Origin of the sequence: Paracidovorax cattleyae, from assembly GCF_900104515.1 — a bacterium.
Taxonomy (GTDB): Bacteria; Pseudomonadota; Gammaproteobacteria; order Burkholderiales; family Burkholderiaceae_C; genus Paracidovorax; species Paracidovorax cattleyae.
The window spans coordinates 40,975-53,395 of record NZ_FNJL01000004.1 but is presented as its reverse complement, the minus strand read 5'-3'; the positions used below and the strand labels follow the sequence as shown (position 1 = coordinate 53,395).

Sequence of the window (12,421 nt, the reverse complement as noted above, 5' to 3'; positions counted from 1 at the left end):
CTTCCATCCGCCCGACCTTCGCCTTCCGCACCCATGACGCAACGCCGCCACCTCCTGCAAGCCGCCACCGGCATCGGGGCTTCCCTTCTGCTGCCGGGGCTCTCCGGCGCGCAGCCCGGCGGCGCCCGCCGCTTCCAGGGCACGACGCTGAACGTCTCCACCTTCAGCGCCGCCTACCCCCGGCTGCTGCAGCAGTGGCTGCCGGAGTTCGAGGCGCTGTCGGGAGCGAAGGTGAATTTCGATGCGCCCTCGTTCCCGGTGTACAACCAGCGCGCGGACCTGGAGCTGTCCACCAAGGGCTCGGCCTACGACGTGGTGAACGTGACCTTCATCTACTCCAGCCGCTGGATCGATTCCGGCTGGCTCACGCCGCTGGACGAATTCATCGCCAACCCGCAGCACACGCCGGCCGACTGGGACCTGAACGACTTCCTGAGCGGGGCGCGCGCGCCCGAGACGGGCCGCGACGGCAGGCTCTACGGGATTCCGTGGACGGCCGAGGCATTGCTGTCGGTCTCGTCGCGGTTCGACCTCGTGCAGCAGGCGGGCCTGGCGTTTCCCGACACCACCGATGACCTCGTGAAGGTGCTGCGCGCCGTGAACAGGAAGGAGCGCGTGGCGGGCTTCGTCTCCGACAGCCACTACGGCTGGACCTTCGTGCCCTACCTGCACGCCTTCGGCGGCGACGTGTTCCGCAAGGCGCCCGACGACCTGTTTCCCACGCTGGACACGCCCGAGGCCGTGGCCGCTGCCGACTACTATGCAAATCTGATCCGCGAATTCGGCCCCGATGGCGCGATCACCTACCAGCCGGACCAGGTCACGCAGGCGCTCAAGCTCGGGCGAGTCAACTTCTCCGACGCGGGACAGCTGCACCTCGCGCAGCTGGGCGACGCGGCCACCAGCAAGACGCTCAAGACGGTGAAGTTCGGCTTCGTGCCGAAGGGCCCGGCCGGGCGGTTCCCGGGCACCGCCGTGCACGGCCTGGGCATTCCCGCCGGGTCGCGCAACAAGGAGGCCGCATGGGCCTTCATCCAGTGGGCGCTGTCCAGGCAGACCACGCGGCGCGCCGTGGCGGCGGGCTACGGCTCGCCCGCGCGGCGCTCCGACATCGACTCGCCCGAATTCCGCAGCCGACAGCGCATCAACGGCAGCGACCTCGCGCAGCTGTCGCTCGACTCGATCAGCCAGGCCGAACACACCGGCCACATGAAGTACCGCACCGTGTCGGTCTATCCGCAGGTGGACCAGCAGCTCAACAAGGCCATTGCGCTCATCGCCTCGGGCCAGGCAAATGCGCGGCAGGCGATGCAGCAGGCGCAGGCGCAGTCCATCGCCGAGCTGCGCCGCGCGGGCCAGAAGATCTGAGCCATGGGCGCCGCCAACGCACTCGCCGCATCCGCAACGACGGGGGCGCAGGCATCGCCCGGTTCCCGGGGCTGGCAGGCCGCGCGCCGGCGCGCCTTCGCGTTCGGGCTAGCGCCGGCGCTCATCGTGCTGCTGGCGATCACCCTGGTGCCGGCCGCGGCACTGGTGGTGGCCAGCCTCACGCCGCTGAGCCTCACCGACCCGGCGGGCACCTTCCACTTCCGCGATCCGCTGGGCAACTATCGGCACCTGCTGGAAGACGCGCGCTTTCTCGGCTCCATCGCCACGCAGCTCAAGCTGTCGGCCGCCAGCGTCGCGCTGCAGCTGGCCGTGGGGCTGGGACTGGCGATGCTGCTGAACCGTCCGTCCCGGGTGCTGGGTGCGGTGCGCGGGGCCTTCCTCATCCCCATGGTGCTGCCGCCCATCGTGGTGGCGCTGATCTGGAAGATCCTGTTCACGCCCGATGTGAGCCCGGTGCACCGCGCGCTGGAGGCCGCCGGCTGGCCCGTGCGTTCGCTCATCGCCAACCCGGACACCGCCCTCTGGGCCATCGCCTTCGCCGACACCTGGCAGTGGTTCCCCTTCACCATGCTGATGGTGCTGGCGGCGCTGCAGATGATGCCGGCCGATCCGCTGGAGGCCGCGAGCCTCGATGGCGCCAACCGCTGGCAGTTGTTCCGCCACATCGTGTTCCCGCACATCCGCCCGGTGCTGGTGGTGTGCGGGCTGTTCCGGCTGATCGACAGCTTCAAGGCGTTTCCGCTGATCTTCGTGCTGACCGACGGCGGCCCCGGCAACGTGACCGAGGTGACCAACTACTACGGCTTCATACAGGCCTTCAATTTCTCCTACTGGGGCTACTCCAGCGCGATCGCCACGGTGATCCTGGCGGGCGTCTTCGCACTGAGCTGGCTGGTGGGGCGGCTGGGATGGAACGACCATGCCAGGCACTGACGCCGCACTGCCGATCCCGGCACGGGACGGCGCGCCCGCCGGACACCGCACGCGCCGCGGCTGGCTGCGGCGCCATGCACGCGCCATCGCCGCGCTGGCGCTGCTGGCGGCCGCGCTGTTCCCGTTCCTCTGGCTGGTGCACCTGGCCTTCAAGCCCGCGGCCGACCTGTTCGAGGACAGCCTGCTGTTCATCCCGACGCTGGACGGCTTCCGCGCCCTGCTGCAGGGCAGCTTCCCGCGCTCGTTCCTCAACAGCCTGGCGGTGAGCACGCTCTCGACCGTGCTGTCGCTGGCCATCGGCGTGCCCGCGGCCTACGCGCTCACGCGCTGGCAGTTCCCGGGCCGCCGGCACGTGGCGCTGTGGATCCTGGTGACGCGCATGGCGCCGCCGATCGCCTTCACCATCCCGTTCTTCCTGGCCTACCGCTGGCTCGGGCTGCAGGACACCCTCTTCGGCCTCGCGCTGGTGTACCTCACGTTCAATCTCGCCATCGTCATCTGGCTCATGCAGACCTTCTTCGAGGCGGTGCCTACTGCGCTCGAAGAAGCGGCGTACATCGACGGCTGCGGCGTCTGGCAGGCGTTCTGGCGCATCACGCTGCCGCTGGCCGCGCCGGGCGTGGCCGCCACCGCGGTGCTGTGCTTCGTCTTCGCGTGGAACGACTTCTTCTATGCCCTCATCCTCACCCGCACGCAGGCCGTGACCGCGCCCGTGGCCATCGTCAACTTCCTGCAGTACGAGGGCTGGGAGTGGTCCAAGATCGCCGCGGGCGGCACGCTGGTGATGTTCCCGGTGGTGGTGTTCACCGTGCTGGTGCGCAGGTACCTGGTGCACGGCCTCACGGCGGGCGGCGTCAAGGACTGAACCCCTTCCTTCGCAAAGAGAGAGAAACCCTCCATGGCTGCGCTCACGCTGCATCACATCACCAAGCACTACGGCGACACGCCGGTCATCCACGGCGTGGACATCGGCATCCGCGATGGCGAATTCGTGGCCCTCGTCGGCCCCTCGGGCTGCGGCAAATCCACGCTGCTGCGCATGATCGCGGGGCTCGAATCCGTGACCGGTGGCGAGATCCGGCTGGGCGGGCGCCTCGTCAACGACACACCGCCGCGCGACCGCAACATCGCGATGGTGTTCCAGAACTACGCGCTCTACCCGCACATGACCGTCGCCGAGAACCTGGGTTTCGCGCTCAAGCTGCAGGGACAGCCGCGCGATGCCATCCAGCGCCGCGTGGGCGAGGTGGCTGCCATCCTGGGACTGGAGGCGCTGCTCGGCCGCACCCCGCGCCAGCTCTCGGGCGGCCAGCGCCAGCGCGTGGCCATGGGCCGCGCCATCGTGCGCCAGCCCGACGCCTTCCTGTTCGACGAACCGCTCTCCAATCTGGATGCGCAATTGCGCGTGCAGGTGCGCACCGAGATCAAGGCGCTGCACCAGCGCCTGGGCACCACCACGGTCTATGTGACGCACGACCAGGTCGAGGCGATGACGCTGGCCGACCGCATCGTGGTGCTGAAGGATGGCCGCGTGGAGCAGGCCGGCGCGCCGCTGGAGCTCTACGACCGCCCGGCCAACGCTTTCGTCGCGCGGTTCATCGGATCGCCCTCGATGAACTTCATCCACGGCCGGCTGGAGCTGGACGGCCGCCCCCGCGTGGTGACCGATGACGGCCTGCAGCTGCCGCTGCCGCGGGCCCCGCGCGCGCGACAGGGCGACCGTGTGCTGTACGGCGCGCGGCCCGAGCATTTCGCGCTGGCGAATGGCGAAGAGGATGGCGAGGGCGGGGACGCCGCCCTGCCCGCCCGCGTGGTGGTGGTGGAGCCCACGGGCGCCGAGACTCAGGTGGCGCTGTCGGTGGGTACCGGAGGCCATGGCGTGATCGCCGCGTTCCGCGACCGCATCACGGTGCGGCCCGGCGAGCCGCTGTGGCTGCGGCCCCAGGCGGCGCAGGCGCATGTGTTCGATGCGGCCAGTGGTGCGCGGCTGAACTGAAGCGAGGCGGGCCGCCTACAGCCGGTGGGTGCGGTCGCCGCGCGCGAAGCCCATCGGCGTCCACGCCGGCACGCCCGCGCCCACGGCCAGCACCTTGAAAAGCTCGCCCATCTCGTGCTCCATCATGAGCTTGGCGGCCTGCGCCCGCTGCGCCTGCGGCAGCGGCTCCAGCAGGGAGAGCAGGCCGCAGTTGATGAGGAAATGCGCCTGCGTGGTGTAGCCCAGCACCTCCAGCCCTGCCTCCTGCGCGGCCACGGCCATCGCAGTGAAATTGACGTGCGCGGTGATGTCCTTCGCGCCCACGTCGGCGAGCGGATCGGAATCGACCTGGTGGGCCCGGTGGCACACCAGCGTGCCCATGTGGCGCTGGGGGTGGTAGTACTCGGCCTCGGGAAATCCGTAGTCGATCAGGAAGGCCGCGCCGCGCGCGAGTCGCTGCCCCAGCATGCGCAGGAAGCCCTCGCCCTGCGCATGGATCTCGGTCAGGTAGTCCTGCGGGCCCTCGGGCTCGAAGGGCGGGCGCAGCGCCGTGGGGCGGTCTTCCCAGGCGAAGCGGGGTTCGGCGCCGCCGCACTCTTCCACGACCACGCCACGCTCGTGCCACCTACCGCCTTCCGCGCCGCCGTGGCGGGCCAGCAACTGCACCGGCATGGCGTCGAGCACTTCGTTGCCTGCCACCACACCCTCGATGCGCTCCGGAAGCGCCTGCGCCCACTGCACGCGGTCGCTCCAGGGCGCGAGCCGCTCGCGCTGGCGCTCGCGCAGGCTGCCCGACAGGTCCACGATGGTGTAGCGCCGCACGCGGTCGCCCAGCGCCTCCAGCAACTGCGCGGCCAGGGCGCCGGAGCCTGCGCCGAACTCCCACACCTCGTCGGTGCCCGTGGCGTCCAGCGCCTCGCGCACCTGCCGCGCCAGGGCCTGGCCGAACACGGGGGAGAGCTCCGGCGCGGTCACGAAATCGCTGCCCGACTGCGGCAGCGCGCCGAACTTCGGCAGCGCGTTGGCGTAGTAGCCCAGGCCGGGCGTGTAGAGGGCCCATTCCATGAACCGGTCGAAACCGATCCAGCCGCCGGCCTCGGCGATACCATCGGCGATGCGCCGGGCCAGGGCGCTCGATAAACTGGGGGGCTGTTCTGTCGTCGTCACGGCCCGATTGTCCCCCATGCCCTCTTCTGCTCCCCCCCGTACCGTGCTGGTCACCGGCGCCGCCCGGCGCCTCGGCCGCGAGATCGCCCTGGCGCTCGCCGCCGCGGGCTGGCGCGTGGCCGTGCATTACCGCGGCTCGCGCGAAGATGCGCTGCGCACGGCTGCCGACTGCGCCGTGCTCACGCCGGGCAGCGCCGCCTTCGGTGCCGACTTCCACGAAGAAGCCGCCGTGCGCGCCCTGCTGCCGCGCGTGGCCGAGGAACTCGGTACGGTGGATGCCGTGGTCAACAGCGCTTCGCTCTTCGAGCACGACGATGCGGCGAGCTTCGGCTTCGCGGCCCTCGAAAAGCACCTGCGCAGCAACACCGCCGCGCCGATCCTGCTGGCGCAGGCGCTGCATGCGCATCTCGCCTCGCGCGACGGCGCACGAGCCGACCCACCGCAAGGCGCGGTCGTGAACCTGCTCGACCAGAAGCTCTGGAACCCGAACCCCGACTTCCTGAGCTACACGCTCTCCAAGGCCGCGCTCGAATCGGCCACCACCCTGCTCGCCCAGGCCCTGGCCCCGCGCGTGCGCGTGGTGGGGGTGGCGCCCGGGCTCACGCTCACCAGCCACATGCTGTCCGATGAGAAATTCCGCGAGCTGCACCGGCAGAGCCCCCTGGGCCGCTCCTCCACGCCCGAGGACGTGGCCGCCGCCGTGCGCTTCGCGCTGGAGAACCGCTCGATCACCGGCACCACGCTGCTGGTGGACGGCGGCCAGCACCTGATGCGCTTCGAGCGCGACTTCTCGCTCATGTGAGGCGCGGCGCACAAGCCTGGCACGCCTTTCCATTCACTCATTCTGCTTTTGCTTCCAGCCACCATGCCCATGCACCACGACGGCGGCCTCCAGATCCTCACGCTCACCGGTTTGCGCTTCGACGCCAACCTGGGCATCCTCGACCATGAGAAGACCGCGCCCCAGCCCATCCAGGTCGATGCCGAACTCAACCAGGGCCGCCAGCCGCTGCTGCCGCACGACGACGACATCGGCCACGTGCTGGACTACCGCAAGGTGCGCCAGATCATCATCGACGAATGCACGGCCGAGCACGTGAACCTGCTGGAGAGCCTGATCGGCAAGCTCACGCGGCGCCTGATGCAGCTGCCCGGCGTGCTCGGCGTGCGCGTGAAGATCGCCAAACTCGAAATCTTCGGCGACTGCGAAGTGGCGATCCGCATGGAGTGCGGGGAGTGGTGATCCCTGCGGCCTGACCTTCAGCAGCAGCGCCCGATGCGCCCGTTGCCACCGTAGCGCGCGTCCTGGCGCTCCCGGAAGAACTCGGCATAGCTCATGACCGGCTCGCCGGGATGCGTGCGCTCGCGGTGGGTCAGATAGGCATCGTAGTCGGGCAGGCCCACCATGAGGCGCAGCGACTGTGCGAGGTAGCGCCCGCCCGTGGCGACGGCCTGCACGGCGTCGCGCGCGGCCTGCAGCGGCCGGCCCGCGGCGCTGCAGCCGCCGGCATTGCCGCTGCCGTCGGCCGCCGGTTTCACCGCGCGCCCTCCGGCAGGGCCTCGAAGGGCGTCTCCTGTGCCGTGGGGCGGTGGGCGGCGCGGGCCTGCAGGCAGGCGCGCACGCTGTAGACCAGCACGCTCAGCACCACGAAGATGAACAGCGCGCACAGCCCGGCGTTGATGCGGTCGTTGAGCACGATGCGCGACATGGCCTCGGCCGTCCTGGCCGGCGCGATCACCGTGCCCTGGGCGATGCCGTCGGCGTACTTCGCGGCGTGCGACAGGAAGCCGATCTTCGGGTCGGCCGAGAAGATCTTCTGCCAGCCGGCCGTGAGCGTGCATGCCAGCAGCCAGGCGGCCGGGGCGATGGTCACCCAGGCGAAGGCCTCGCGCTTCATGCGGAACAGCACCACGGTGCCCAGCATCAGCGCCACGGCGGCCAGCATCTGGTTGGAGATGCCGAACAGCGGCCACAGCGTGTTGATGCCGCCCAGCGGATCGACCACGCCCTGGTAGAGGAAGTAGCCCCAGGCGCCCACGCACAGCGCGGTGGCCACCAGGTTGGCCGGCAGCGAATCGGTGCGCTTCAAGGCCGGCACGAAGCTGCCCAGCAGGTCCTGCAGCATGAAGCGGCCCGCACGCGTGCCGGCGTCCACCGCGGTGAGGATGAACAGCGCCTCGAACAGGATCGCGAAGTGGTACCAGAAGGCCATCATGGCCGGCCCGCCCACCACCTGGTGCAGGATGTGCGCCATGCCCACGGCGAGCGTCGGCGCGCCGCCGGCGCGGCCCAGGATGGTGTGCTCGCCCACGTCCTTGGCAGTCTGCACCAGCATGTCGGGCGTGATCACGAAGCCCCAGGTGGAGAGCGTCTGCGCCACGGCCTCGGGCGTGGTGCCCACGAGCGCCGCCGGGCTGTTCATCGCGAAGTAGATGCCGGGGTTGATGCACGAGGCGGCCACCAGCGCCATCACGGCGACGAAGGATTCGGCCAGCATGCCGCCGTAGCCGATGTAGCGGGCGTGGGTCTCGTTCTCCAGCATCTTGGGCGTGGTGCCCGAGGAGATCAGCGCGTGGAAGCCCGACACCGCGCCGCAGGCGATGGTGATGAAGAGGAACGGGAACAGGCTGCCCGACCACACCGGGCCGTTGCCCTGCGCGAACTGCGTGATGGCCGGCATCTCCAGTGTGGGCGCCACCACCACGATGCCGATGGCCAGCGCCACGATGGTGCCGATCTTCAGGAAGGTGGAGAGGTAGTCGCGCGGCGCCAGCAGCAGCCACACCGGCAGCGACGCGGCCACGAAGCCGTAGCCGATCAGCATCCAGGTGAGCGTGGTGCCCGAGAAGGTGAAGGCCGGGCCCCAGGTGGGGTGCGCGGCCACGGCCTGCCCGCCGAAGATGGCGGCCATCAGCAGCACGAAGCCGATGACGGACACCTCGGCGATGCGGCCCGGGCGCAGGAAGCGCAGGTACACGCCCATGAACAGCGCCACGGGAATGGTCGCGGCCACGGTGAACGCGCCCCAGGGCGACTCGGCCAGCGCCTTGACCACGATCAGCGCCAGCACGGCCAGGATGATGATCATGATCATGAAGGTGCCGAAGAGCGCGATCAGGCCCGGAACGGTGCCCATCTCCTGCTTGACCAGGTCGCCCAGCGATCGGCCGTCGCGCCGCGTGGAGATGAAGAGCACGATGAAATCCTGCACGGCGCCGGCGAACACCACGCCCGCCAGCAGCCACAGCAGGCCGGGCACGTAGCCCATCTGCGCGGCCAGCACCGGGCCCACCAGGGGCCCTGCGCCCGCGATGGCGGCGAAATGGTGGCCGAACAGCACGTGCTTGTGGGTGGGCACGTAGTCCAGCCCGTCGTTGTGGCGCCAGGCCGGTGTAGAGCGCTTGGCGTCCAGCCCCAGCACGCGCTGGGCGATGAACAGGCTGTAGTAGCGGTAGGCGATCAGATAGACGCAGACCGCCGCGACGACGATCCAGAGCGCGCTGACGGCCTCGCCGCGCGTCAGCGCGACGGTGCCGAGCGCCCAGGCGCCGAGCACGGCGATGCAGAGCCACACCAGGTGGCGGCGGATGAGGGGCATGGGATTTGTCTCCTGAATGCGGGAAAGGCCCCGGTGGTCCGGGGGCCGCCCAGTATCCCGGCCGGGGTCGCGCCGCGCATCCGCCCTGCCACGTAGGTGGCCCGGGTGGAATTTCGTAAGGGACAACCCTAGGATCTGGCGACAGGCCCTGGGCGTCAGCGGCCCGTATCGAAGCGCTTCGCGTGCTCGACGGCATAGCGGATCAGCTCCGCCAGGCTGCCCAGTTCCAGCCGCCGGCGGATGTTCTGCCGGTGCGCCTCCACCGTGCGCACGCTCAGGCCGAGGCCGCAGGCGATCTGCTTGCTGGACGCGCCGCGGCCCAGCGCCGCCAGGATCTCGCTCTCGCGCGGGGTGAGCAGCGGCTTCGGGGCCTGGTTGCGGAAGAGCCGCTGCGACACGGCCGGGCTGAGGAAGGTGCCGCCCGCGGCCACCGCCTCCAGTGCCGCGACCAGTTCTGACGCCGGCGCATCCTTGAGCACGTAGCCGCTGGCGCCCACCTGCAGGGCGCGCTGCACGTACTCGGGGTTGTCGTACATGCTGAGCATGAGCACCCGCGGGGCGCCGTTGCCGGCCAGCAGGCGGGCAGCGAGGTCCAGCCCGCTCACGCCCTTCATGCCCACGTCCATGAGGACGATGCCGGGTGCCAGCCGCGCGATCAGCGGCTCCGCCTCGTCCGCGCCGGAGGCCTCGCCCACGATCGCCACCCACGGCAGGCTGCCCAGGCGCGCGCGCAGGCCGTCGCGCACCAGGGCATGGTCATCGACGAGGAACAGGCGGACGGGGCGCTCCAGGGGCGCGCTGGCAGCAGGGGTCATGCGGGCTCCATCCTATCCGTGGGCACCTCGGCCACCACGCGCGTGCCGCCCGCGCCCGACCGCACCTGCAGCCGGCCGCCGATCGCCGCCATGCGCTCGTGCATGTTGCGCAGGCCGATGCCGCGCCGCGGATCGTGCTGCAGCGCCGCGGGATCGAAGCCCCGCCCGTCGTCGCGCACCTCCAGCTGCACGCCGCCGCCCACGCACTCCAGCGTCACATGCACCTGCCGCGCCTGCGCATGCTTGCGCACGTTGGTGAGCGCCTCCTGCGCCACGCGGAACAGCGCGGTGGTGACGTCCTGCGGCAGCGGCCCCGGCGGCTGGGCCACGTCGGCGGTGGCCGCCACCGGGCCATGCTCGCCGAAGGCGCGGGCCAGGTACTCCAGCGCGGCCGGCAGGCCGAGGGTGTCCAGCAGCGCCGGGCGCAGTTCGTGCGACAGGCGCCGCACCTCGCCCAGGGCCTCGTTGAGGTGCTGGAGCGCGGTGCCGAGGGTGGCCGGCGCCGGCCGCTCGCGCTCGATCTCCTCCACCGCCGATTCGATGAGCAGCTTGGCGGAGACCAGGGTCTGGCTGGTGCCGTCATGCAATTCGCGCGCCAGGTGGCCGCGCTCCTCCTCCTGCGACTGCACCACGCGGCGCGCGAGCAGGCGCAGGCGGGCCTCCGACAGGCGGTGCTCGCTGAGGTTGAGCAGCAGCCCGCAGGCGCTGATCGCCGCAAAACCCAGGGCGGCGAAGCCCGCGATCCACCACATCGTGGTGCCCACGTTGGAGCCCACCTGCCGCTCCAGGCCGGCCTGCGTGGCCTCGATGTCGTCCAGGTACAGCCCCGTGCCCACCATCCAGTTCCAGTGCGGCAGCGCGATCACGTAGCCCAGCTTCGGCGCGAGCTGCCCGCCGAGGGACGGCTTGGGCCAGGAATACTCCACGAAGCCGCCGCCGGCCTGCGCCTGCGCGATGAGCTGCTGGATGGTCGGCCGCCCCTGGGGATCTCGCAGGTCCCACAGCATCCGGCCCACCAGTTCCGGCTGGCGCGAGTGCATGAGGGAGCGGCCCTGCAGGTCATAGACGAAAAAGTAGCCGTCGCTGCCGTAGTCCAGCGCGGCCAGGCGGCGCATGGCCTCCTCCCGCGCCTTCGAGTCGTCGCCGCCCGCCTCGTAGAGCGGCCGCACGGTGCTCACCGCCAGGTCCACGTAGCTGCGCAGCTCGCTGCGGCGCTGCTCCAGGTAGGACTGCTCGACCAGGGCGCGCTCGCGCCGCGCGAGGTCCTGCGCCTGGTGGCGCACCAGGGCCGTCACCAGCGCCAGGGTGACGAGCAGCGGCACCACGGCCAGCGCCACGATCTTCGTGCGCAGGCGGGCCGCGGGGTCCGCCGCGCCGGTCGCAGGCGCGCCGTCCGGCGGGGCCCCGCGAAATACGTCCTTGCCTGTTCCCATGCGCCTTCCATCCGTCCCGGAAATGCGTTCCCGCCGTAAAATCGGCGGTCACCCGCCCCTTGAACGGGCGCCGCCGCACGGCTGCGCCGCGCGGAAGCGGGAGGCGCCGCGCAGCCCGCGCCGTGCCCTTCCTGCCTCCGCGGACCCGATTGTCTCCCCTCCCATGACCGCCCTGCCCCAAGACACCGATTGGACCGCCGACGCCTCCCGCCCCGCGCAGGCCCGGATCGAACGCGAGGCGCACAAGCTCGAGAAGCGCCTGTGCCGCGAGGTCGGCCGCGCCATCGTCGATTACCGCATGATCGAGGAGGGCGACAAGGTCATGGTGTGCATGTCCGGCGGCAAGGACAGCTACACCCTGCTGGACATCCTCATCAAGCTCCAGAAGCGTGCGCCGATCCATTTCGACCTGGTGGCCGTGAACCTCGACCAGAAGCAGCCGGGCTTCCCCGAGCACATCCTGCCCGGGTACCTGGCCGCCACCGGCGTGCCCTTCCACATCGAGAACCAGGACACCTACAGCATCGTCAGGCGGGTGGTACCCGAGGGCAAGACCACCTGCGGCCTGTGCAGCCGGCTGCGCCGCGGCATCCTCTACCGCGTGGCCGACGAGCTGGGCTGCACCAAGATCGCGCTGGGCCACCACCGCGACGACATCCTGCAGACGCTGCTGCTCAACATGTTCTTCGGCGGCAAGATGAAGGCCATGCCCCCGAAGCTGGTCAGCGACGACGGCCGCCACGTGGTGATCCGCCCGCTGGCCTACGTGACCGAGAAGGACACCACCCGCTGGGCGCAGCAGCAGCAGTTCCCGATCATCCCGTGCAACCTCTGCGGCAGCCAGGAGAACCTGCAGCGCAAGCAGGTGGGCGAGATGCTGCGCGACTGGGACAAGCGCTTCCCCGGCCGGGTGGACAACATGTTCAACGCCCTGCAGAACATCGTGCCCTCCCACCTGCTGGATGGAACGCTGCACGACTTCCAGCATCTGAAGGCCACGGGTGTTCCCACCGACGACGGCGACAAGGCCTTCGACGCGGAGGAGTTTCCCCCGGCGCCCGCCCTGCCGGGCCTGCAGGTGGTGCAGATCTCCTGACACGCCGCGGCCCT

At 70.6% G+C, this 12,421-nt stretch carries 12 protein-coding genes; 7 read left to right on the top strand and 5 right to left on the bottom strand.

The features are described from left to right. Positions 1-33: 33 nt before the first annotated feature. The 4 genes from BLR05_RS04200 to BLR05_RS04185 are packed head-to-tail and all read left to right on the top strand — an operon-like array spanning position 34 to position 4,318. A complete protein-coding gene (locus BLR05_RS04200) occupies positions 34-1,368 on the top strand; it encodes an ABC transporter substrate-binding protein (RefSeq protein WP_092832564.1) in 1,335 nt (444 codons plus the stop codon). A 3-nt stretch (positions 1,369-1,371) separates the two neighbouring features. Then, positions 1,372-2,322 (top strand): carbohydrate ABC transporter permease, encoded by a 951-nt coding sequence (locus BLR05_RS04195; protein ID WP_092832563.1) that lies wholly within the window; start codon positions 1,372-1,374, stop codon positions 2,320-2,322. Next, positions 2,309-3,187: a carbohydrate ABC transporter permease gene (locus tag BLR05_RS04190; RefSeq protein ID WP_092832561.1), complete on the top strand. Its 879-nt coding sequence runs from the start codon at positions 2,309-2,311 to the stop codon at positions 3,185-3,187. The genes BLR05_RS04195 and BLR05_RS04190 overlap by 14 nt, the downstream gene beginning before the upstream one ends. Positions 3,188-3,220: 33 nt before the next feature. Next, entirely contained in the window at positions 3,221-4,318 is a 1,098-nt protein-coding gene (locus BLR05_RS04185) for an ABC transporter ATP-binding protein (RefSeq protein ID WP_092832559.1), read from the top strand. Positions 4,319-4,333: 15 nt separating this feature from the next. Here the strand turns inward: BLR05_RS04185 and BLR05_RS04180 are convergent, their stop codons facing one another. Beyond that, a complete protein-coding gene (locus BLR05_RS04180) occupies positions 4,334-5,482 on the bottom strand; it encodes a class I SAM-dependent methyltransferase (RefSeq protein WP_092832558.1) in 1,149 nt (382 codons plus the stop codon). On the opposite strand from BLR05_RS04180, the gene BLR05_RS04175 reads away from it, so the two are divergent. Next, positions 5,481-6,266 carry an SDR family oxidoreductase gene (locus tag BLR05_RS04175; RefSeq protein WP_092832557.1) on the top strand — a complete coding sequence of 262 codons (786 nt, stop codon included), beginning with the start codon at positions 5,481-5,483 and terminating at the stop codon, positions 6,264-6,266. The genes BLR05_RS04180 and BLR05_RS04175 overlap by 2 nt on opposite strands. A gap of 69 nt (positions 6,267-6,335) precedes the next feature. After that, positions 6,336-6,707 (top strand): dihydroneopterin aldolase, encoded by a 372-nt coding sequence (locus tag BLR05_RS04170; protein WP_092832743.1) that lies wholly within the window; start codon positions 6,336-6,338, stop codon positions 6,705-6,707. A gap of 17 nt (positions 6,708-6,724) precedes the next feature. Here the strand turns inward: BLR05_RS04170 and BLR05_RS04165 are convergent, their stop codons facing one another. From BLR05_RS04165 to BLR05_RS04150, 4 genes are all read right to left on the bottom strand, one after another. Then, complete coding sequence (locus BLR05_RS04165) at positions 6,725-6,922, bottom strand: YbdD/YjiX family protein (protein ID WP_041828234.1); 198 nt, start codon at positions 6,920-6,922, stop codon at positions 6,725-6,727. Between the two features lie 77 nt (positions 6,923-6,999). Then, entirely contained in the window at positions 7,000-9,063 is a 2,064-nt protein-coding gene (locus tag BLR05_RS04160; protein WP_092832555.1) for a carbon starvation CstA family protein, read from the bottom strand. Positions 9,064-9,218: 155 nt separating this feature from the next. After that, on the bottom strand, positions 9,219-9,878 hold the full coding sequence (locus tag BLR05_RS04155; protein ID WP_092832554.1) for a response regulator transcription factor: 660 nt from the start codon (positions 9,876-9,878) through the stop codon (positions 9,219-9,221). Beyond that, complete coding sequence (locus tag BLR05_RS04150; RefSeq protein WP_092832552.1) at positions 9,875-11,311, bottom strand: cache domain-containing protein; 1,437 nt, start codon at positions 11,309-11,311, stop codon at positions 9,875-9,877. Before BLR05_RS04150 ends, BLR05_RS04155 begins: the two co-directional genes overlap by 4 nt. 163 nt (positions 11,312-11,474) lie before the next feature. On the opposite strand from BLR05_RS04150, the gene ttcA reads away from it, so the two are divergent. Continuing rightward, positions 11,475-12,407, top strand: a complete 933-nt coding sequence (gene ttcA / locus BLR05_RS04145; RefSeq protein ID WP_092832551.1) for a tRNA 2-thiocytidine(32) synthetase TtcA — start codon at positions 11,475-11,477, stop codon at positions 12,405-12,407. The last annotated feature ends 14 nt before the right edge of the window (positions 12,408-12,421 follow it).